Raw genomic sequence first — 22,002 nt, forward strand, 5'->3', positions numbered from 1 at the left:
TTGCAACACATAACAAAAAGTTGCAATATTGTATAATAACTTACAACTTTATTCCATTTTCATGCATAGCAAATCTGCATTTTTCGCTTCTAATTACTATTTTTCAATAGATAACTTTGATTACGTCTTTCGAAAAATAGTCTTAGATGCCTATGCGAAGCGTTTTAATAGCGTGGCAGATGCTCGACTTTATTTAGCAATATGCGGAGTAGACCTAGAATCCACAGTCAAAATACTCTTAACAATGGAAAAAACGGGACTGCTGACGACACCTATAGCCGAAGCTATTTTTGCACCAGTGGGATGTGGTGATATTGCAAATGCATTTTGTAAGCTGATGACTGGTGATATCATGATCACTGGAAAAAAGGGCATTCTATCGCTTACCCCGCTCATTCAGGCACTTGAAAACGATTTGCCCAAAATTATCCGCATTGATATACCCGGACATTCTTATGTCATGTTGGCTTGTGAAAAAAAATTGGAAGGAGTTTGGGGGTATATTTATCAATCCAACGTAGCGTATGACATGGAAGATAATGCTTTTTCCCTTGCAGCATGGCTGATGGATGCGAAGTCGTGTAAAACCAATCTGTCGGAACATGTGCAAAAATTAGCGCGACTGATTAATCCTGCTGTTTCTAATTTAGAGAAAGAAAGCCTCTATTTTGAGTTATATTCTGCCAAACCCATCGTCGATGTAAAAGTTCCCGCGAACATGAAAGACATGGTCTCATACATTAATGAGAATATGAGTTTTCAATACACAATCAAATCGATAAGCTCCAGAGACATGCTCCATGTTTCAAAACGAATAGAAAAAATAGTAAGTCAGCACCCTGAAGAACAATTCGAATCGTTAGAGAGCTATATTTCTAGGATGAGAATAGAAGTAGCGTGTGATAATGAATTTTATCCTGTAACAGAGCCCTCTTAAGACGCGTCAAATGAATGCCTACTTAAGGATTTAAGATACAATGGAGGCTCTGCGCAACGCAGCCACCAAAAGACTGCAGTATTTTGCGCATGGCTATGCATCTTCGTGTGAACAATTATCTTTCATTAATGACCAATTATGTTACAATATGAGCAACATTAGATTGGAATTAGCTCGTGTCTTCCTTAACATCTCCAAAGAATTATCAATGGATAGCCAGTCTCTATTTTTTTCAAAGTATACCCTATGTGGTCGTCACGTTAATTGCAACCATCATGTTTCAACAATATGGGATGACCAATACTCAAGCTGCGTTTTTAACCAGTTTATTTATGATCCCTTGGACCATTAAACCGCTATTTACCCCTTTTTTGGAAGATCGTGCGAGCAAAAAAAAATTAACCCTTTATGCACAAGCCACCTTGAGTTTGCTTTTTATGTTCATGGCATTTGGTGTCGATACGCCCTATTTTCTTATATTGAGTTCATTAGGTTTTGCAAGTCTTGCCATTATTTCTTCACTTCATGATATTGTTTCTGATGGTATTTACTTACTTTTAAATAATGAGGAACAAAAAAGATACGTTGCTTGGCGCAGTTTCTTTTATCAAATGGGAAGGTTACTTATTAAAGGAGGCTTATTGGCCCTTATTGGCGGCCTTGCGTTGCACTATCAATTGAATGTATGGCGAATATTTTTTCTGAGCTTATTTGTCATAGGGCTTCTGCTTACCTATTACCATAAAGTTAAAATCCCAGAAAACGACTCACGAACCGAATCGATTCACTCCAACTATCACCAAATATTTAAAACGCTTTTCTTTAATCAAAAAATCTATCCTACATTGCTCTTTATTTTTTTATATAATTTTTCCGAAGCCCAAATGCAAAAAATCATTCCTTTATTTTTATTGGATCAAGAGGGCTTAGCACTCAACTTATATCAAGTTGGAGAGCTCTATGGGATTTTTGGAAGTACCTTATTGATGTTAGGTATTTTTATGTCGGGCTGGCTTATTACTCATTATAAACTGGAACTCTGTATCAAAAAGGTAACGGTACTCTTGCTTCTTGGTCATTCGCTCTATCTTTTATTTCCTCTTTTTAATGCAAACCATTACCTACTTTATCTGGTTATTCTATTCAATCAACTCACCGTAGGTTTGGCCAATGGTACCTATATGGGATATCTGTTGGAAGCAGCCAACAAAAGCGCCTACCCAATGTCCATGTACACTGTTTGTACCTCCATCATGGCCTCAAGTTATGTGTTTTTTGGTGCACTGAGTGGTTGGATGGAGCAACAACTGGGTTATTCTGTTTTCTTTCTTTATATTTTCACAGCAAACATAATGCTTGTCATAATAACTTTTAGAATGATGAATAAGTATGACTGACTTACTGATAAACTTAGAGAATGAATTAGTACAGGCACGCTCGCTTGCTGATTGTGATCTTGCCTTGAGTTATTATTTGAATAAAAAAGGGATTACCACGTTTTCATTTACTTATTATGCCTATCACCCCAATTCAGCCAATCATTTAAAATATGATATGTGTTCCGCCAATTTCAAAGTCTGGCATCAACATTACCTTGCAGAACAATACCAAAATATTGATAGCACACTGAGTTTTGTCTATAACAATCATTTACCAATTTATTGGAATTTAAAACAGCAATTGGCACAAGCGGCCAGTGAATCAGAACGTAAAATGCGTGAAGACTCTATTGCCTTTGGCGCAGAAGCAGGCTTATCAATCCCTATCCATGGTCCACATAATAATTTTGCCATTTTGTTATTGGTGCAAATGCAAAATCAGCACTGTAATTTACAGGATAACCGTGCACAATATGATTTTTTTGTTACCGCGCATCTCTACTATCACTACATCCAAACTCATCTTCTCGATCAAATTAGTGAGAAAGAAGCTTTTCATTTAACCCAGCGTGAAATTCAATGCTTGCTGCTGATCGCGGAACAACACTCCGTCAAAGAAATCGCTCAACGGCTTGAAATCAGTGAACGGACGGTTAATTTCCATATCCAAAAAATCAATAAAAAATTAGGCACTAAGAATAAATATCAATCCTTGGCTAAGGCTTTAGAATATCAATTATTAGTCTTATGATCCCCCTGTCACAATTGACAGTGGTTAATGACCAATTGACAGGATTAAAATTTATCTTCCTGTTCATTGGAGATACATAATGAATTTTTTTAAGAGAATTATTCAATTAACTACGATTACTGCTTCCCTAATTCCTGTAGGAGCCAATGCAAGCTTAACTTTATACACAACCAATTGGTCTATGTATGGCCAAATTCCTTACGAGTATGATGGAGCTTACAAAATAGGTCGGCCATATGGACAGTTAGCTTATGTGTATAATCCGGACATGGTCGCTCAATTCAATCAAGCGGATGTAGTCGCCTGGAGTTTTTTACAAGTATGGAACAGCAAAGATCCCAATCAAGCCCAATATCAAATCCCCTCCAGCTGGGATGGCTTAATGCATTTTGCAGATCTCTGGGGCGAGCTGCCTTTAGAAGGCTCCTGGATCTCACCTTTACCACCAGAAACAAGAGATTTCCTCGATTTTTGTACCGCAAATCAAGGTGCATGCAGTTCCATACAAATGAATGGCAACACCGGTCAAAAAGAATTATTCAATTACACAGATCAAAAAGGTGTGGGGCAACTGAATAGCTTTGGTGCCTTTATTCACTCCAATAAATATACAGCAAAACGGATCATAGCAATTGGTGGGGCCAACACGGTTGAAAATAAGGGAATCAGCACCGCTACATTCGCCGCCATCTTCGCCCATCAAGATAAATTTTTAAATCAATTTAAATCCTGGATGAATCATTTTAAAAACTTAAAGGGAATTGACTACGATTTTGAACCCCCTATTGATTTGCAAACAGGCGGCCAATTACCTCCAGATGCAAATACTCTGGCTGACTACAAACATCTTTTTGATTTAGTCAAAGCCAGCCGACAAACCTTAGGGAAAGATGCTTATATCTCTGTAACCATCACCGTGAATAAAGAGTATTTGGAGCAAATCAATCAATCCGTTGAGGGGGGTTGGTTTAAACAAATTGCAAGTTATGCCGACAGTGTTAATTTAATGACTTATGATTTACATGGTCCTTGGTCACAAAGTAGTGATCCCTATACAGCAGTTCATGCCTATTTAAAGCAACCAGAAACCAGTCATAAAGATGAGTTTGCCATTAACTATGCAACAGATTCCATCACAGAACAAGTTCTTGCATACGGTATGCCCAAGGAACAATTGCAAGTGGGTCTTGCGGCCTATGGCCGAGGATTTTCTGGGGTAGCAGCTGGTGACAACCCTGATCTACCTGGTTTTGAACAACCATGGACGGGGGCAAGTCATTTTGCTGCTGAATATTCAATACAAGATGGTCTGCTCCCTTATAAATCAGTAGATAAATTGGTAAATCAACTCGATTATAAGAGCTATCGAGTCCATGCCTATGATGAGAACAATACCCCGTTGATTACGGGTTCTTATCTCTACAACGCAACCGCCAAACAATTTATTGGCTATCAATCTCCAGAGGTAGTTAAGGAGGTATGCCGGTTTATCAAAAACAAGCAACTTAAAGGCGCCATTATGTGGAGTGCTGATACCGACTTACCGGTTTCGAATCCCAACAGTTTGGTTGCAGCTTATAAAAGTTTATGTAACTGATCGTGTGGGGTACTCCCCCTCACCCTAACCCTCTCCCCAAAGGGGCGAGGGGATTTTCGCTAATCCTTGTAGCCCGGATTACGCTGCGTTAATCCGGGCTACCTACAACGCGAACCTCGATATAAATCTTGAATCCCCGTATCTACTTAACTATTATTAAAAATATTACCCTCCCTAACTCAAGACAATGAATCTATTCTCTTTTCCCATAGCATCGAAATGGAAAATGATTTTGGTCTTCCTATCACTGATTGCTATTGTTTTATATCTCATTATGAAAATAATGAATGTCCCATTGGCTGAAGTTCCTTTAGTGATCATCATAATCATTGGAGGCATCCCTTTATTTTTACAAATCGTAAGTAAACTGTTTCAAGGTAATTTAGGGGCAGACTCCTTAGCTGCTATTGCATTAGTCACCGGTACCCTTCTCCACGAATACCTAGCTGTTGCGCTCATTATTCTCATGTTGGCTGGCGGGCAAACGTTAGAGCTATATGCCATGCGTCAAGCGTCCTCTGTCTTAATGGCCCTAGCCGCACGTATGCCTACTAAAGCACATCGAAAATCAAAAGAACGAATTGAAGACATCACATTAGATGATATTGGTATCGGTGATGACCTTGTTATCTATCCCTATGAAATTTGTCCCGTCGACGGCAACGTTGTGGAGGGGCATGGCATGATGGATGAATCCTATCTGACCGGTGAACCTTATATGATTTCCAAAGCGCCAGGAACCTCTGTAATTTCGGGCGCAATCAATGGCGAATCCCCGCTAACTATCCAGGCAACCAGACTCCCCTCCGATTCACGTTATGCAGCAATTGTTGAAGTACTTAAAGAAGCAGAACAAAAAAAACCATCTTTACGACGATTAGGAGACCAGATTGGCGCCATTTTTGCCCCATTAGCCTTAATCTTCGCATGTGCCGCCTGGTATTTCACTGGAGATTCGATGCGGTTTCTCGCAGTAGTCGTCATTGCAACACCTTGCCCTTTACTCATTGCCATTCCAATTACCTTGATCAGTGCGATTTCTATGGCAGCAAAACAAAGTATTATTATTCGTGATCCAACAGTTCTTGAGCGATTACCAACCTGTCGTACTGCAATTTTCGATAAAACAGGAACATTAACCTATGGTAAACCCGCATTATCAGAAATCCATGTTGCCAAAAACACAATCCTGAATTCAGATCACATTTTGCAATACACAGCAAGTTTGGAACGTTATTCAAAGCATCCTCTTGCTCCTGCAATCCTCAAAGCTGCTGAAGAGCGCCATTTAAAATTGCTTGAGGCCTCTCACGTCTCTGAAAAACCAGGACAAGGGCTAAGTGGTATTATCGGACATCATCAGATTCATGTGACCAGTCGTAATAAATTTCTGCTTAATAAACCTGAATCCACCAACGAGCTTCCACCTGAATCTCCAGGATTAGAATGTATTATTCTTTATGATGAACAATTTATAGGTTCATTAGTTTTTCATGATGCGCCACGTAAAGAAGGGAAATCTTTTATCAGTCATTTATCCCCTTCCCACCAATTTAAAAAAATAATGCTGGTATCAGGGGATCGAGAGTCTGAGGTAAGATATTTAGCTTCCCAATTAAATTTGAAAGAAATTCATGCCTCACAAAGTCCGGAACAAAAGCTTGCCATTGTTCGTGAAGAACGAAAAAAAGCGCCCACCCTATTTATGGGGGACGGTATTAATGATGCTCCAGCGCTCACCGCAGCAACAGTTGGCATTGCCTTTGGACAATACAGCAATATAACCTCCGAGGCAGCCGGTGTCGTCCTCATGGAAAATACTTTAAATAAAGTAGATGAATTAATTCACCTGAGTTTGGGTACCCGCAAAATTGCATTACAAAGCGCTGTTGGAGGAATGCTACTGAGTGTTATTGGGATGAGTTTTGCCTCTATAGGTTATATCACTCCCGTCACAGGTGCCATTCTTCAAGAAGTAATTGATGCACTTGCTATTGTTAATGCGCTCAGGCTTGCATGGGGTGGCAAAATTAAAATTGATTTACCCCCTGTTTCTGCCAGCTAAATGGTGTCGACAGTCGACAAACAATTTTCCCTCCAATGGTCATTTATTTGTACTAGCTTAACTATAATGTATATAGGAACATGAAAATTGGAGGTATGGGATATGAACTCGCTCAAACAGAATGATCCTTATGAGGCCAGAGTTACAATTGAAAAAAAAATTATCTCTAAAACAACAGGACAAAGCATCGACGCGTTAAAGGTACATCTAAGCGAACAATGTGATTTAGAACACTCCGGGGCGGAAGGAGAAATTATTGAACTGGCCACAGGCAAGATTATCTACAGATGTCATAAACAAACAATAATCGATCAATAAATTTCCCCAACCTCTCTTAAGCACATATGAGCTAGCATCATATTAACCTTTCAACTTGATATCCAAATCGTTTACAATAAAAACATCATCTTGAATACCAAGGATTGGCCATGCAAAATTCATACGGGTTTGGCAAAAAAGTCAACTATTCATTTGAGCAAGCCCTTCAGCAAATTGCTAATGAACTACAAAAAGAAGGCTTCGGAATTCTTACGGAGATTGATGTCTCCGCAACCATGAAGCGAAAATTGAATAAAGAGATTCCACCGTATCGTATCCTTGGGGCATGTAATCCTCATTTAGCACAGAGTGCTCTTGAAACTGATCCCTCAATTGGTTTATTACTTCCTTGCAATGTAGTTGTCCGACAAGATGATGAAAAACAAGTCCACGTAGAATTTATGGACCCTGAAGCCATACTCCAATTAGTTAATAAACCGGAAATCAAACAGCTAGCCCAAGAAGTAAAAACCCGTCTCCAACGCGTTTTACATCAAATTTAAGGAAATAAAAAAATGATTTGGAGAGTTGGTCAGCTCAAGCACATGATTATCAGAAGGTATTGGTAGTACGATGATTCGCACCATTATACCCAAAAAATTGATTGTATTAGGACTTTGTCAATTGCTCGCCTCTTTTTTAGCAAGCGCTGAGAGAGTAAAACCAATCAGTTATATTGAAGCAGTGAGACTTTCACTCAGTAGCAATCCTCGTATTGGTGCAAGCCAAGCCCAAATTGAATCAGCTAGAGCAGCCATTATCGAAACCAGGGGAGCTGGCTTACCCAAGCTGGGTTTGGAAATGAATGCTGCTCGCAGCGACAATCCTTTAAACGTGTTTAGTTATAAATTAAGTCAGGGCAATGTTTCATTTGCTGATTTTGGCCTGGGGCAATTCACAGGTCCCGGATCAATTAATGTAAGACCACAGGCATTGGATTCACCAGGGTATTACAGTAATTACAATGCAGGATTTAAATTAATCGTCCCCATTTACTCAGGGGGTGAAACCATCGCAAGATTGAGGAATACCAATGCCCTAATGCGAGCTGCGCAACACGGCGATCAAGTGGCGCGTATGCAATTAGCTTATGAAATTCTCCAAGCTTACGAGGCTGTTCTTGCTACCAATAAACTCGTAGTTGTTGCGAAAGAAGAGCTCAATGCCGCTACCGCATATCTCAAAACAACAAAAACCCTTTTCAAACAATCGCTGGTCATAGAAAGTGACTTGTTACTGGCGGATACTTATCTGAGGACAGTAAAAACATCTTTAATAGAAGCACAAGTACAATTGCAAAACCATCTCGATGAGTTCCGCAGCTTAATTGGCCATCAGGAAGGTTTGTATGTTCCAAAAAATTCCGTCCAGTTTCCAACAACAAAAAGATCAATTGCCGCTCTGACACAAAAGGCATTCATCCGGAACGCACAATTGCGTGCAATTAAATCAACTATAGAGGCGGGTCGCGCCAATGTTGATGCAGTCAATGCAACAAACAAGCCGCAGGTTAACTTACAATTGCGGCAGGATTGGAATGGGAATACTGTTGGCGCTGGACTTCCATCAAATCTCATCGCCCTTGGTGTCAATTGGGAATTATTTAGCTCAGGTGAACATTCAGGAGCAGTTCAAAAAGCCGTTGCAGAGGTGAAACAAGCTACCTTTCAATTAGAGGATACTGCGAATGCACTGCGTCTTGCACTTATCCAGGCACGACGCGCTGAAGAAGTTGCAGCAATTCAATATGAAGCAAATCATGCTAATGCAATGCAAGCAAAAAAAGTGGTAGGCCATCTAAGCAAAAGATATGGGCGTGGATTAGTTCCACTTGGGCAATTGTTGGAAAGCCAAATGAAATGGGCTCAAGCAAAAAATCAGTGTATTCAATCACAATACAATCAAATTCTTGCCCGAGGACGATTGTTAATGCTAACGAATGAGTTAATTCCATCAGAGAAATAAAATAGTGTCATTTATTGGACAAATGAGAGTTGCTAATAAAAAGATGTTGTCACAACACTTTCAACAAAAAAATGCATCGGAGCACATGGATTTTGAATAAAAATATCTCACATAAACCACTATTAAACAGTGCTGGCCAGATGGCTAGAGCCTTTATTCACTCAAAACTCACGCTGCTCATTATTCTTAGTTCCCTCCTGTTTGGTGCACTTGCATTAGAGCTCACACCACGAACTTATAATCCTGAAATTGTAGTGCCCGTTGTTGCAATTTCCGTGAGTCGCCCAGGAAGTGATGCTCAAGAAATGTTGCATCAAATCGTCAGGCCATTGGAAGGACTTATGGCATCTGTACCGGGAGTGGATCATACCTATGGCATGGCCATAAATGACAATGCATTAGTTACAGTACGATTTAAAGTAAACGAGAACGAAGAAAACAGCCTGGTTAAAGTCTACAATCAAATCAACAGCAATATGGATAAAATGCCTTCGGGCACATTAATGCCGTTGATACAATCAATCAGTCTGTATGATGTCCCTCTATTGACAATTACACTGAGCTCCTCTCAATACAGCTCAACTCAATTGCAGAGCATGGCAACCAAAGTACTCGAGCAATTACGCGGGGTACCTCAAGTAGGTAAAAGCTGGGTGATGGGTGCATCACCTTCTGCACTGCGAGTATGGTTAGATCCTGATAAAATGGCTGCGCATTTCATTCCATTGCAAAAAATCAAGCAAGCATTGGAGATGAATAATATCAGCCTGAATGCTGGAAAATTGGAGCCTGACCTGCGTGAAGTTCCCTTACGTATCGAGGGAAATCTCATCTCCGCGGAGGATCTAAATCAAATCATTATTGGAGTAGATAATGGTAAGCCTGTCTTATTAAAAGAAGTTGCTCGAGTTGAGTTAGCACCCGCGGATGAACAAATTCGTTCCTATTTAGCCTTCGGCCCAAGCACCTCTAATCAGCCCACAGGGGTGCTCAAACCTGCAGTGACGCTTGCGCTGGCACGCCAAAAAGGAAGCAATGGGGTCGTTGTCGCCAATGCCATACTGGAGCGGTTAAAACTCGTTAAAGAAAATCATCTAATACCCAGCGATGTAACAACTACTGTGACCCGCAATTATGGTGATGATGCGAATGATGCCGTCAATACATTGATTGAGCATTTAGGAATTGCAATCACTTCTGTAGTGCTTCTTTTAATGCTGTTTTTAGGTTGGCGTGAAGCATCCATAGTGATTTTTTCCATCCCCCTGATACTTTGTATTGTATTAGGGATAGGATGGATATCAGGACAAACAATTAACCGAATCACCTTATTTGCATTAATTCTTTCGTTGGGTCTATTGGTAGATGACAGTATCGTTGTCATTGAAAATATCCATCGTCATATGATGCAAAAAGCGCAACATAACCTCACTCGTTTGATTGTTTATGCAGCAAATGAAATAGGCAAACCAACCATCATTGCTACCTTTACTGTCATTCTTGCCTTGATTCCCATGGCTTTTGTTTCAGGCATGATGGGCCCTTTTATGGCGCCTATCCCTTTTAATGCTCCTTTAGCGATGCTTACTTCACTGATTATTGCCTATACCGTTGTTCCTTACTTGGCTTATCAATGGCTAAAAACAAAACACCGCGCTTATTTGCACTCAGGGAATCAAACACCCATCTCTGAAGAAAAACACCACTTAAGCTTGATCCATAAAATTTATATTTATCTTTTTACTGCGCTTTTAAAATCTCGATGGATAAGATATTCATTTTACGCGTTTATTTTTGCGCTTTTATTTCTGGTGATGTTGCAACCTTTATGGCAGTTCATCCGGCCCTCAGGAACCAATGGCCCGTTGAGTCCCCTAGGCGTTGAACTGAAAATGCTTCCTGATGATAATGTGAATACCTTTTTACTTGAAGTGAACTCTGGAGCTGGTTCCTCCCTAGAGCAGACCCTAAAGATTGCAGATGATATTTCAAACGTTCTTGCCCAAAATCATTTTATAACCAATTATCAGCTCTTTTTGGGTCAAGCAGCCCCCGAAGATTTTGCAGCTATGGTTCGAGGGGATGCCATGAATACTGGCCCCCATTATGCACAAATTCGCGTTAACTTAATCAACAAACATGAACGAACTATTGGATCTCATGAAATTGCACAACAGGTTTATGATTCATTGTCTGAAGTCCGTCATACATATCCCTTGGCCCATATCAAACTTTTTGAAAGTCCTCCAGGACCTCCGGTTCGTTCACAAATGGAAGCGGGATTGTATGGACCAGATTACAATCATCTAAGAGAACTGGGACAATACATCAGCAACACTCTCTATCCCCAAATTTATGGGATGATCAATATTGATAATTCTGTCACTGAGGATTTAACGGAGTACAACCTATTGATTAATCGAAATGCTGCTGTGTTTTCAGGTCTGCTTCCTAATGCACTGGCTAACGAGATACGTAGTTATTTTAAAGGAGTTAATGTAGGTAGTGGACATAGACCAGGCCTTCTTGAACCAGAAAATATCATCCTTCGCTTGCCCAGAATCACGCGGAATAATATTACATCTCTAAAAAAATTGTATTTATTAAATCAGCAAAATCAACTTATCCCCCTATCAAGGGTAGTTGATTTCAAAAATGTAATCCAAGAAAAACCCCTTTTCACCCGCGATCAACATCAAGTCGTTTACGTTACAGGCGAGATGCTGCGCTCCAGCCCAGCCTACGCGGTAGCAACCATCACCCAGATGCTGCCCCATGAAAAACTGCCTCATGACATCCATTTAACCGTTGGAAATCTTGGATTTACAGAAGAGCAACCGCAGAATATTACTAAAAATCAATTACTTTGGCTTGGCGAAATGCGTTTAACATTAGACGTATTTCGTGATTTGGGCTCTGCATTTATAGTCGCAATCGTACTTATTTATATCTTACTGACAGGATTTTATCGGTCCTTTTTCATCCCTCTGATTATTATGGGAGCTATTCCACTCACAATCATTGGCGTATTCCCCGGTCACTGGATTATGCATCAACCGTTTACAGCCACCTCCATGATCGGGGTAATTGCTCTGGCAGGAATTGTTGTACGCAACTCTCTGTTACTTATCGATTTTATTTTAGAAAAACAGCGCGCCGGGTATTCAATCGAATCTGCAGTCACAGAATCGGGCGTAGTTCGTCTCTTGCCTATTCTGTTAACCGCTTTTGCCATTATTTTAGGATCCGCTGTGATGTTATCTGATCCTGTTTTTGGCGGGCTTGCCATTTCATTAATTTTTGGGGCATTTGCTTCAACTATACTTACATTATTCCTCATTCCTTTAATTTATTTGGGTTGGTGGAAATGGCGTAATTCTTAGCATGCTGACAAGGAGCCTCTGATGAACACTGAACGTATTGTTCGCATTGTTGCGGGAACATTTATTTTACTCTCTCTGGCAGTTGGTGTTCCACAAAGCCCGCTTTATCTCAGTAACTATTTTCTTTGGGTTACTGTTTTTGTAGGTGCCAATTTATTTCAAAGTGGATTTACTCAGTTTTGTCCTTTAGAAAAAATTTTGAATCGATTTGGTGTCGGTTGCAAATAGACAAGATTGAATCAGGGAGGATATGAGTATGGCTCACATCATCGTTAAAGGGGCTGGAATTGGTGTCTCAACTGTCAACGCCCTCAGAGCCAAACTTGAAACAACCCATAAAATCACTTTAGCCCATGAGATTGACTCTTTCCAATTTGTTCCATCCAACGTTTGGGTCGGGAAAGGTTGGCGCTCGCATGAAGCAATTACTTTTGAAAATGCTTGGAATTAATCGGTTAGAATAGACTCAGTTTGCCTTCATTAGGCTATAATTTCAGTTAGGAAGGAACCACCATGAAAATATATCTGGTTCAGCATGGACAAAGTCTGGGAAAAGAAATAGATCCCCAGCAATCACTGAGTAAGCAAGGAGTAGCTGACATGGAGCATTTAGGGCATTTTCTGAGTCATAACAAAATAGAAATCGCTCGGATGTTTCACAGTGGCAAACGTAGAGCTGAGCAAACTGCGTCAATACTCACATCCAATTTGGCCTTCTCCGGGGAGATCGAATTTCATCAAGGGCTTGCGCCTCTAGATGATGTGAACCCCGTAGCAACTGAAATAAATCAGCAACACCACAATATCATGCTTGTGGGGCATATGCCTTTCATGAGCAAATTGGTAGGCAAACTTGTTGTTAACGATGAAGACAGAGCGCTAGTTGCTTTTGTTCCGGGAACTATCACCTGCCTTGAGCGAATGGATGAAGATAAATGGATTATCAATTGGATTAAACGCCCAGATATATAGAGAATTTGATGTTGCAAGCAAGCTAATGGATTATTGAATAAATCATTTTTAATCGCAAGGAGGTCTCATCTATGTACAAACAAATTATGGTCGCTGTGGATGATACTAAAGCCTCGACTTTGGCGTTAAAGGAGGCCATTAAACTTGCAAAAAATCAAAACTCCAAACTTCGCGTGATTCACATAATTGATACTTTGTATGAAGGTGATGTCGATCGCGAATCATTTGTTGAGTTAACCAGAAAACAAGGACAGGAAGTTTTAAATTCAATGAAAAAAATACTGAGTCGTGCAAAAGTAGAGTTTGAAATGAAACTTTCTGAATTAATCCCTTCTAAGGCTCAAATTGCAGAAAAACTCGTTGATGAAGCAACAAGCTTTTCTGCTGACTTAATTGTTATTGGGACGCATGGTCGTCGCGGAATCCATCATATATTGACAGGAAGTGTAGCCGAGGAGGTCATTCGAATTTCCAAAACCCCTGTATTGCTAATTAGAGGTTAAAAAATAAAGATTTAGTATCAATTAAAAATTACTCTTGATTTGATAAATTCACTTTATTCTGCTTCACTTAATTCATTCGAATTCACTCTTCAAACCACTGTTGGGAGAAACTGCTGTCTCCTGCGGTAAATCAAGGCTCCTATTAATAAAATCTTAATAATCTTATGCTATAAATTACTAGCCGTTAAATACACATATTGATATAAATATGCCCAAACCATACTCCAAGCAGCGTATAAATTTCGATTTGTTGACTGATCAGGATCTGCCTCGCTATGAGTATCATCGAACTTTACGTCAGGCAATTGATTTATCTGCTACGAGCTATTCACAACAACGAACGAGTGATGGGGTGATTTATCAATGGGATAATATCGCACCAGAAATCGCACTGGTAATTCTTCAAGATGCTCAAAAACAAAAAATTAATATCCAAGACGAAGTGATTCAAGGCATGGGAATTGAGGCGTTTAATGAGGCACGGCTGCAACGAGCGATAGAAAAATTAAAAAACAATCCCAATTACTCTTTATTTATTCAAAAATTAGCCTTACATAGTACTGGGAACAAATTTACAGAGCTTACTCTAGAGCATTTAAAATCGGCAGGAATTGTCAGCCTCGAGCAATTCGATGAAGTATTTACTAAATTTTTATACACACAAAAAAAATTAACCAAGAGCTTTCCTAATTTCAAAAAAATAACTGAGGAAGATGATTTTTATCAATTCATTACTTTTATTGCAAATGAACCGTTGTATGAATCGTTCCTTTTGGCATTTACCCAATATCTTGCCGCCGAATTTAATCAAAATAGAGAAAAAAATAATCAGGTTGTAGTTCCTGAAGAAATGGATAGCAAAACTCTCTTAAAATTTTTCCAGTCCATTAGTTATGATTTCAGTTTCCAATTTCCAAAATCCAGCCCCCTACAAAAAAATACCTTGTACCTTGAATTACTTCATGACAAGCTCAACTATGCGGTCATTGATCTCTCTGGGAATGAGATTTACGCCACAATCAATTTGAATGAACTTGATTTTACCCTAGACGAAAAAACTACCGAAGAAGAGTTAAGAAGTCATTTACCTGAACTGTTGAAAATCACCTCGCAAAGAGGTCACACTGGGGACATCGCCCTTAATAGCACTGCAGCGTTAAGAGATAAGGGAATTGATTTTTTAGAAAGCGATGTGGGTACGAGTTTATTTTTATCCCATTTACCCGCAGTCGATCTCGTCAAAGACGAAGGATATCAATTTATTCTGTATCAGTGGTTAAATCAGGGAAATTTGAAGCGTTTAAACGAGCTATTGGTTTTGGGGGCTTGCCAACGTTATAACCAGGAACTTGACACCTGGATAAAAGAGATGAAAGCTCCCACTGAAATAAATGAGGAATTCCAACACGAGATTGATGCCGTCGGTGACTTAATGAAAGAAATCACTGCAATAATCGCGACTCTTGATGATGATCCGCATGCACAAGATAAAGAATTAGATAATAAAATCACTTCACTGCTCCTCCATTTAAAAGCCCTAAAACAATTCTACAGCAACACCCCCTTTTTAAATCCTGGAGATACATTACCCTCCACAACAGGTCATTTTGAGCAGTTCATCAAAAAAATTCTATTCAACTCATCTGGTGATAAATTAATTCAATACATGCCAGACAGTCACGAGAAAGACCGAACCTGGAAATTAAATTTGGTGAGTCTAGTTAGTGGATTAGTGAACAACAGAAATTTTGTTTCGGTTCGTGATGTAAAGAATAAAAACGAACAGTCATTTTTAACCGATGAATCAGGATTCGTTGTAAACCCTTCTATTGTTTTTAGAGAACAACTAAAACAGAGGCTTACAGCCTATCTCAAAAACGATGTTCATCATTATCATACCGTACAGAGCTATCAAAATGATAAATTAAATATGACCCCAGCACCTGTTGTTTTTAGAGGTGGACATTTTACTGACTCTGTAGGTGAAACAATACAGTTTGCAAAAAAAATGACGCGAACTGGTGAGTATTCTGCGGACAGTCATTTATTAGCTGGGCAAGAAAATAATGTTAAAAAGCACGAAATTCGCTCCGGAACAGCATCTACCTTAGCCGCTACTGGGGTTGATGGAACACGTTCTGTTACGGACAAATTTGATGTGGCAATCAAATTTGGTGGAATGAACGAGGTAAAGATTCTCTATATCGTTCGGGGTAAGGAATCATTTCATTCACACCCTTTTGCAGAAATTGTAGGCAAAACAAAATTGGGTGAAATAGCTTATACCCACCTGAACCCTCATGATTATATCATGACCATCCTTTATAACCGCCATAATGAAATTCTTGATGTAATCCCTGGAAATTTGAGCGGGGAAATTCAGGGGGTAAGTGAATTTACCAGAGAAGTCATTACCTCAGGCATTGAGTTTTATAATAAAAAACAAGATCACTCGTTGACTTCCAAACCTGTAGTGAAGCTCCCCTCTTCCGGTCAAAAACAGATGGCAACACTTCATTTGCCTGAAAAGAAACCCTTAATTGATATTCTTCACGCTCATAAAACAGAATTAACTCCCGCAGTTGTCACACAGTCTGCTGAAAAAAAATTAGACAGCATCAGAATCACCCGAGGCATTCATCAAGGCCATAAAATGCTGTCATTAGAAACCCTACGCTCGGAAGCAGAGGCCATGGAGCCAAGCAGCGAAAAATTAGATCTTCCAGAGGGAACATTCAAATTAGTTCCTGGAAGATTAAGTGAGGTACGAGAGGCAGCAGTAGCTCATTTCAACCTGCGGCATGTTTTAACGCTTAAAGATTTTAACCGATGGAGTATTCAAGAAAGACAATTGCAGGAAACTTATAATCGTATTTTACAGCCTAATTTTATGGAAGGTGATATCCAAGAGCAATTAACACATGCCAATATAGCTCATGAAGAATGGTTAACTGATGTACTGGTGCCCAAATTGCAAACGGCGTTAATGCTTCATATCGCAGCACGCTTAATAACCGATTATCGAGTTGACACTGAAGAGGTGAATGAGCTCGCTCAAAAATTATTCCATGATATCCTGGGATTACAAGAGAGCGGTTTGAAACTAATGACTTTTTGGTCAAAAATTCATGAGTCCCTGAATAAAGAAGAAGTACATCGCTCTTGTATGCAAAGAGCGCATGAGCGGATGGAGCAATTGTACCCCTCCTTGAGCAAAGACAGTAGCGAGTATGTCTTCAAATTTAACTCATGCTTGGTGATGGAGCAGAATAAAATCCAAAGACAATTAGTCAACAAAACGATGTCCGAGTTTTTGGATAAAAATCTGGATGCTTTTGCTCAAAAATATAAACTGGAGAAAAAAACTGCTTATCCATTCGCTGATAATCATGATTTTGTTTTTTTAGGTCCAGCAGCAAGTGGTAAGAGCACCATTTCCAGTCAATATATTAAAAAAGAAGAACGAAAAGATTATGTTTCTTTGGCCACCGATGATTATCGAGGCATTTATTTGCCATTTACAGAAGAATTTGAAAAACGAGAAACTGATCAAGCATTTATTCGCACCCAAGACAGCGCCTATTTAATCAGTGAGCTTGTTGAAGAACGAATGCATGCCCAGAGGGATAAAAGGCCTAATGTAATCATTGATGGGGTGACCTACAAACCATCCCAAAAAGCTTTGGTCGAAAAAAATAATAATTCTATTGTAGTCTGTGCTTGTTTGGATGATATGTCCCAAGTGGTTAAGCGTTGCTATGATAGAGCAAGACAAGAGGAAAGTGGATCAGCAGATAAAGGACGATATGTCAATACCACCAGCTTACTCCACATGCATAAAACGGCAAGCCTCAACTTATTAGTTCATTGTGCACCGAATACAAAAATAGATTTTTACAATACGAATGTGCCACGAGGTGTCACTCCTCCTTTAATTGCAAGGGTCGATACTCATGGAGAAAAAACACTCACAATTAATCATAACAAAGGCTCCTTAATGTATTTAGCTTCTTTTTTCAATAAAGCGCGCGTCAATGTAGGGGCTAAAAGTGATCAACATCTCTTTTTAGAAAAATTAAAACAACCCGAATTCCAAATCGATTCATTATTCTCAGTAATGGAGTATGGATTTAAAATTGTGTTGCTAGGCGAGAAGAACAGTACCTGTTTAACCATTGGCAAGAACGGCGATGGAGTAATTATGGAGATTCTCGATCCAGAACAGGTGAAAAGTAAAATTCAGGAAAATCAAGCTGAAAAACCTCTACTACAAATGCTTTTATTGTACGGGCACCTGGGTAGTTTGAAGGCAGTTCAAAAGGAATGTTTGATGCATGAAGATATTGATTTAATTGTAGAACAAATAATTGATACCCGATCTCAAACAAAAAAAACCGCTGAAAGCAACGGGGGATTGTCCCTTTAAAAAACATTTTGCATCTACAATGTATAGAATATGAAAATAATAGATGTAATCCATTACTCAATCGAAAGGAAGATACAATGAAGCACTTATTAAAAAAAATTGAGCGAGAGAAAAATAAAATAGAACATTTTATTGATTGGATGCGTGATTTTTTTTCGAAAACTCAAAATGAATCTGAGAGAAAAAATCGTCTTGAAGTATTTGATACTTTATTGCTTTTAGCAACCTATGCTCAAGCCGAAGAACTCGAAAAGGAGTTTCAAAGTGTATTACCGCATAATGAACGAGGAGAGGCAATGAATTATTTATGCCAGGAACTTCGAGAAATCAATGGCTTTTGTCAAGGCTCATTGAGCGATGAGCACGACGTATATAAAGATTTATTCTCTGAAATCAAGTTTCCTACTGCAGAAAAAAAACAAGAAGTGCGCAATCTTTTAAGTACCACGATTACTGAATTAATTTTTGAAAAAACCAATACCATGTCAAACCGTTTAGGGGCATCAAAATAGTACCTCACTCTTCTTTTCTCTCATCTCTTTAAATAAAATGATGTTCCAATTTTCTTATGATAAGTAGCTGTTTCGATGTATAAAAATTTACGTTTGAATCCTAAAACCAGATGGTATATGATGGCGTTTTGTTGTTTCTGTATTTTTTGAAAACAGCGTTATTATCAACGGTAGCCATTGTTTCTCAGGAGGGTTATTCTGAGTACTTTTTTTAATGCAACACGCATCGCAGCCTACGCGATTTACGCTGAGCTCAAACTTTACCCTTATTATAATTTTGGCTTTCATCTCGATGCGATCACCAGTTTTTTTTGTCATATACTGCGAGCACTATATGATTTAAGTGCATTTCTATTACGCGTGTTAATTACCCCATTTTATCTTTTGAATCCTTTTTCTTGGCCCAGTATACCAGGTCATACCTTGAATCTTATCGATGATTTGGTGGGTTTTGCGCTCAGTGCGGTCAGTATTACCCTTCACCCTGTTATTTTTGTTCTCCGTACCTTAAGTTCTATGATTCGAGGCTATGATGAAGGAACAGATTACGATTGGGGTGGGGATAACGAAGAAGAGGATCTAGCAGCGGCAATGACCATTTGCTAGAACTCATGCACAACATGATACTCATTTATGATGAGCATGCCCGAAAATTCATTGTAATCCTAAATAAAATAGCGCCCGCTTTTGCGGGCATACGTTCACAAGCTACTGCTGCACCACCTGTGCAAATGATCCTGTTTTGAGAAAGCTCATAATCAATTGTCTGGTTTTCGCATTATTCATAATAAATGTATGATTGGAGTTAACAATAATTGGATCCTTTTGTCCTTGTAAACGAGCTGATTCAGGAGGAACTTTCGCATCATAGCGCCCTGCTATAATTCCAATTTTAATGTTTGGCACGGGGACGCGATGTACATACGATGTTTGCTCAGAACTCAGTTCAGCCAGGGGTTTTATTGGGGAAGTAAACATAGGAAATATTTTGGAAGACAATTGTGCCAGTTTTGAGCCTTGATTTGGGGGAGCCAGCATGATGAGACAACCGATTTGTTTTAATTGTTCTTGCGACCAAGTAGATAATGCCTGACGAGTAATAATTCCACCAAGACTATGCGTTATAAAACTAACCTTTACCCCTGGGTTTTTTTCTAATAAATTTTTAATAAATTGATTTAAAATAATTCCGTGCTCTTGAATACTGTATTTTGGAGATGGATAACTGTAGGAATAAACCTCATAGCCTTGTCTTTTCAAATAATTTTTCAATGGCCACATGCTAAGGGATGTGCGCATCAAACCATGAATTAGCACGATGATTTCCCGATTAGGTGCCGGTTTAACTTGTGCTGCCGAAGGCACTGCATGAAGGGGCTTGCTGGTATTGGGTAATGCATATGCTTGAACCATACCGATCATTCCAATGAGCATCATGAAAATGTATCGCACAAATAGGTTGTTTTTAAAAATGGTGGTGGTAGCCATTATTTCCCTTTCTTTAATTTAATAGGGTTCTGCCCCAATTATCCCTTATGATTTTAAGTGAATTAATATAGCAGGTTCAAAAAACTTTCCAATTAGGATAAGTAAGTATTCATTTATAAATCAACTTCCTCGACGGATTATCCTTTTCCCCTGCTAATTTTGTGGATTTATTGTGCATATTATGGTACATGATAACAGTTCACTGTAACGTGAATAAATCATTTTAGAGTTCTAGGTGTATTAAAGAGTATCATTGTTCGATTCAATTAAATCCAAACCGACGAGGAGTTTACTATGTTGAAAAAAGTGATTGTAGCTACACTGTCTATTATCAATTTCTCTGTTTTTCTTCCTGCCTATGCCAATGAAGATCTGAGCTGTAAAGTTGAGGTTGCTGTTGCTACCCCACCAGTGCAATTTGATCAAAATGTAGCATTTAATGTGACTAATGAATTCGGACTCAGCAAATCACTTACCCTGCTCGGAGGCAAAGCACCTCAATTTATCGATAAACTACCTTGTTCTCCTGCGCCTGTAACCATCAGTGCCACCTTATACTCAACTCCAACTCATTCTTTGTTACATGGACCGATCATTGGTCAATGTGTTTTAAAAGCGGGACCAGTCATGTTAAATGGTTCAGATAACAGTGTTTCTGTAGTCTTTCCTTATGATTTTAATTGCAATTAAGGTAGAGAATTTTCCTTCTCCCTTGTTCTCGTCATTCCGAAGAAAGAGAGAGCCCTATACTCGTGTCACGATCAGCAGAGCTCTCTTTGGTTCGATGATTGATGGCAGCTGATGAGCCCTCACCCTACCCCTCTTCCACTAGTAGGAGAGGGGACTTTCATTTAGGGCAAGAGTTAAGAATTTATAATGTGTCATCATCTCTCTTACAACGCATTCCCCAACGTGATCCTACACAAGTAAAAATAGCCCCTAAGAAAAAGAGCGTGAACATAATAAATGCCCCTGAGGTCAAATTAGCGGGAGTCACATTAACCTCTACCACCGCTTCATTTTGACCATTTTTCATTGCAGAAGAAATTTTGGTAGTACCCATCGGAGTTGAAATTTGATTTACTGTAACTGGAACTGCGACGACAGTACGGGAGATAGAATTGGTATAGGTTGCTACGGATTGGCTTAAAAGTCCTATCAATACAGCACCTAAAATTAATGCCATAACCCAGGTAATAAAGCCATAAATCATTCCCAAATTACGTTCAGGACAATACAAGCGGCCCAAATAACCAGCAGTATATCCGGCAACAAGCGAAGAAATAACAACACCTATGATAATTCCCAACATTCCGCCAACGACGACTATAACTGAGCCATTACTCATAGTTTTAAAGGCACTTAGTCCTATAGCAATTCCGAAGAGATTCAATAAAAAACTGAGACCTAATGCAGTTAATGCGCCAGCAACAACTGCTGTCCAAGAAATGCGTTTATTAGGGTGTATGTGGCAATGTTCTCGAACCGATGAATTTTCACTTACCATTTGAATCTCCTTATTTCATGATGAATATGCGGTTGGGGGAATTATATTTGAAGTTTGCTCTTTCGGCTGTTGCTTCAACTTATATGAATTTTATAGGCTCAGTTTGCATTTCTACCCTCTTGACCAAACGGAACCCTAGTACGGGTAATTATTTTTACTAAAAAATTAACCCATATATTTATATTTTTCAAGAGCATAC

The 22,002-nt window shown here is 39.2% G+C and carries 19 protein-coding genes; 17 read left to right on the forward strand and 2 right to left on the reverse strand.

Annotated elements, in window-relative coordinates; genetic code table 11:
- Positions 1 to 28 precede the first annotated feature (28 nt).
- The 16 genes from OQJ13_RS03860 (at position 29) to OQJ13_RS03935 (ending at position 19,414) form a co-directional block, all read left to right on the forward strand.
- A complete protein-coding gene (locus tag OQJ13_RS03860; RefSeq protein WP_265709307.1) occupies positions 29 to 937 on the forward strand; it encodes a hypothetical protein in 909 nt (302 codons plus the stop codon).
- Between the two features lie 176 nt (positions 938 to 1,113).
- Complete coding sequence (locus OQJ13_RS03865; RefSeq protein WP_265709308.1) at positions 1,114 to 2,334, forward strand: MFS transporter; 1,221 nt, start codon at positions 1,114 to 1,116, stop codon at positions 2,332 to 2,334.
- Positions 2,327 to 3,067 (forward strand): helix-turn-helix transcriptional regulator, encoded by a 741-nt coding sequence (locus OQJ13_RS03870; RefSeq protein ID WP_265709310.1) that lies wholly within the window; start codon positions 2,327 to 2,329, stop codon positions 3,065 to 3,067. The genes OQJ13_RS03865 and OQJ13_RS03870 overlap by 8 nt, the downstream gene beginning before the upstream one ends.
- Before the next feature lie 79 nt (positions 3,068 to 3,146).
- Entirely contained in the window at positions 3,147 to 4,664 is a 1,518-nt protein-coding gene (locus OQJ13_RS03875) for a glycoside hydrolase family 18 protein (RefSeq protein ID WP_265709312.1), read from the forward strand.
- A gap of 187 nt (positions 4,665 to 4,851) precedes the next feature.
- Positions 4,852 to 6,729: a heavy metal translocating P-type ATPase gene (locus tag OQJ13_RS03880; protein ID WP_416209902.1), complete on the forward strand. Its 1,878-nt coding sequence runs from the start codon at positions 4,852 to 4,854 to the stop codon at positions 6,727 to 6,729.
- A 102-nt stretch (positions 6,730 to 6,831) separates the two neighbouring features.
- Entirely contained in the window at positions 6,832 to 7,047 is a 216-nt protein-coding gene (locus tag OQJ13_RS03885; RefSeq protein ID WP_265709316.1) for a hypothetical protein, read from the forward strand.
- A gap of 110 nt (positions 7,048 to 7,157) precedes the next feature.
- Positions 7,158 to 7,550 (forward strand): DUF302 domain-containing protein, encoded by a 393-nt coding sequence (locus OQJ13_RS03890; RefSeq protein WP_265709318.1) that lies wholly within the window; start codon positions 7,158 to 7,160, stop codon positions 7,548 to 7,550.
- Between the two features lie 70 nt (positions 7,551 to 7,620).
- The gene (locus tag OQJ13_RS03895; RefSeq protein ID WP_265709319.1) at positions 7,621 to 9,012 is read left to right on the forward strand and encodes a TolC family protein; all 1,392 of its coding nucleotides are present in this window, start codon (positions 7,621 to 7,623) and stop codon (positions 9,010 to 9,012) included.
- Between the two features lie 92 nt (positions 9,013 to 9,104).
- Positions 9,105 to 12,395 carry an efflux RND transporter permease subunit gene (locus OQJ13_RS03900; protein WP_265709320.1) on the forward strand — a complete coding sequence of 1,097 codons (3,291 nt, stop codon included), beginning with the start codon at positions 9,105 to 9,107 and terminating at the stop codon, positions 12,393 to 12,395.
- 21 nt (positions 12,396 to 12,416) lie between these two features.
- Positions 12,417 to 12,623 (forward strand): DUF2892 domain-containing protein, encoded by a 207-nt coding sequence (locus OQJ13_RS03905; RefSeq protein ID WP_028379968.1) that lies wholly within the window; start codon positions 12,417 to 12,419, stop codon positions 12,621 to 12,623.
- A 28-nt stretch (positions 12,624 to 12,651) separates the two neighbouring features.
- On the forward strand, positions 12,652 to 12,846 hold the full coding sequence (locus tag OQJ13_RS03910; protein ID WP_265709321.1) for a hypothetical protein: 195 nt from the start codon (positions 12,652 to 12,654) through the stop codon (positions 12,844 to 12,846).
- A 62-nt stretch (positions 12,847 to 12,908) separates the two neighbouring features.
- Positions 12,909 to 13,367 carry a phosphohistidine phosphatase SixA gene (gene sixA / locus OQJ13_RS03915; RefSeq protein ID WP_265709322.1) on the forward strand — a complete coding sequence of 153 codons (459 nt, stop codon included), beginning with the start codon at positions 12,909 to 12,911 and terminating at the stop codon, positions 13,365 to 13,367.
- A gap of 71 nt (positions 13,368 to 13,438) precedes the next feature.
- The gene (locus OQJ13_RS03920) at positions 13,439 to 13,870 is read left to right on the forward strand and encodes a universal stress protein (RefSeq protein ID WP_265709323.1); all 432 of its coding nucleotides are present in this window, start codon (positions 13,439 to 13,441) and stop codon (positions 13,868 to 13,870) included.
- Positions 13,871 to 14,078: 208 nt separating this feature from the next.
- Positions 14,079 to 18,296, forward strand: coding sequence for a zeta toxin family protein (locus OQJ13_RS03925; protein WP_265709324.1), 4,218 nt, complete (start codon positions 14,079 to 14,081; stop codon positions 18,294 to 18,296).
- Between the two features lie 77 nt (positions 18,297 to 18,373).
- On the forward strand, positions 18,374 to 18,808 hold the full coding sequence (locus OQJ13_RS03930; RefSeq protein WP_265709325.1) for a hypothetical protein: 435 nt from the start codon (positions 18,374 to 18,376) through the stop codon (positions 18,806 to 18,808).
- Between the two features lie 177 nt (positions 18,809 to 18,985).
- Complete coding sequence (locus OQJ13_RS03935) at positions 18,986 to 19,414, forward strand: hypothetical protein (RefSeq protein ID WP_265709326.1); 429 nt, start codon at positions 18,986 to 18,988, stop codon at positions 19,412 to 19,414.
- 102 nt (positions 19,415 to 19,516) lie between these two features.
- Here the strand turns inward: OQJ13_RS03935 and OQJ13_RS03940 are convergent, their stop codons facing one another.
- Entirely contained in the window at positions 19,517 to 20,296 is a 780-nt protein-coding gene (locus tag OQJ13_RS03940; RefSeq protein ID WP_265709327.1) for an esterase/lipase family protein, read from the reverse strand.
- Between the two features lie 294 nt (positions 20,297 to 20,590).
- Here OQJ13_RS03940 and OQJ13_RS03945 point away from each other — a divergent pair, with 294 nt between their 5' ends.
- Complete coding sequence (locus OQJ13_RS03945; RefSeq protein WP_265709328.1) at positions 20,591 to 20,986, forward strand: hypothetical protein; 396 nt, start codon at positions 20,591 to 20,593, stop codon at positions 20,984 to 20,986.
- Between the two features lie 181 nt (positions 20,987 to 21,167).
- On the opposite strand, the gene OQJ13_RS03950 is transcribed toward OQJ13_RS03945, so the two are convergent.
- A complete protein-coding gene (locus tag OQJ13_RS03950) occupies positions 21,168 to 21,803 on the reverse strand; it encodes a hypothetical protein (protein ID WP_265709329.1) in 636 nt (211 codons plus the stop codon).
- Positions 21,804 to 22,002 lie beyond the last annotated feature (199 nt).

Origin of the sequence: Legionella sp. PATHC035, assembly GCF_026191115.1 — a bacterium.
GTDB lineage: Bacteria > Pseudomonadota > Gammaproteobacteria > Legionellales > Legionellaceae > Legionella.

Excerpts from the sequence above, each read along its gene's own strand:
- OQJ13_RS03870 (WP_265709310.1), top strand. The coding sequence starts at position 2,327 with ATGACTGACTTACTGATAAACTTAGAGAATGAATTAGTACAGGCACGC.
- OQJ13_RS03875 (WP_265709312.1), top strand. The coding sequence starts at position 3,147 with ATGAATTTTTTTAAGAGAATTATTCAATTAACTACGATTACTGCTTCC.
- OQJ13_RS03880 (WP_416209902.1), top strand. The coding sequence starts at position 4,852 with ATGAATCTATTCTCTTTTCCCATAGCATCGAAATGGAAAATGATTTTG.
- OQJ13_RS03885 (WP_265709316.1), top strand. The coding sequence starts at position 6,832 with ATGAACTCGCTCAAACAGAATGATCCTTATGAGGCCAGAGTTACAATT.
- OQJ13_RS03890 (WP_265709318.1), top strand. The coding sequence starts at position 7,158 with ATGCAAAATTCATACGGGTTTGGCAAAAAAGTCAACTATTCATTTGAG.
- OQJ13_RS03895 (WP_265709319.1), top strand. The coding sequence starts at position 7,621 with ATGATTCGCACCATTATACCCAAAAAATTGATTGTATTAGGACTTTGT.
- OQJ13_RS03905 (WP_028379968.1), top strand. The coding sequence starts at position 12,417 with ATGAACACTGAACGTATTGTTCGCATTGTTGCGGGAACATTTATTTTA.
- OQJ13_RS03910 (WP_265709321.1), top strand. The coding sequence starts at position 12,652 with ATGGCTCACATCATCGTTAAAGGGGCTGGAATTGGTGTCTCAACTGTC.
- sixA (WP_265709322.1), top strand. The coding sequence starts at position 12,909 with ATGAAAATATATCTGGTTCAGCATGGACAAAGTCTGGGAAAAGAAATA.
- OQJ13_RS03920 (WP_265709323.1), top strand. The coding sequence starts at position 13,439 with ATGTACAAACAAATTATGGTCGCTGTGGATGATACTAAAGCCTCGACT.
- OQJ13_RS03925 (WP_265709324.1), top strand. The coding sequence starts at position 14,079 with ATGCCCAAACCATACTCCAAGCAGCGTATAAATTTCGATTTGTTGACT.
- OQJ13_RS03930 (WP_265709325.1), top strand. The coding sequence starts at position 18,374 with ATGAAGCACTTATTAAAAAAAATTGAGCGAGAGAAAAATAAAATAGAA.
- OQJ13_RS03940 (WP_265709327.1), bottom strand. The coding sequence starts at position 20,296 with ATGGCTACCACCACCATTTTTAAAAACAACCTATTTGTGCGATACATT.
- OQJ13_RS03945 (WP_265709328.1), top strand. The coding sequence starts at position 20,591 with ATGTTGAAAAAAGTGATTGTAGCTACACTGTCTATTATCAATTTCTCT.
- OQJ13_RS03950 (WP_265709329.1), bottom strand. The coding sequence starts at position 21,803 with ATGGTAAGTGAAAATTCATCGGTTCGAGAACATTGCCACATACACCCT.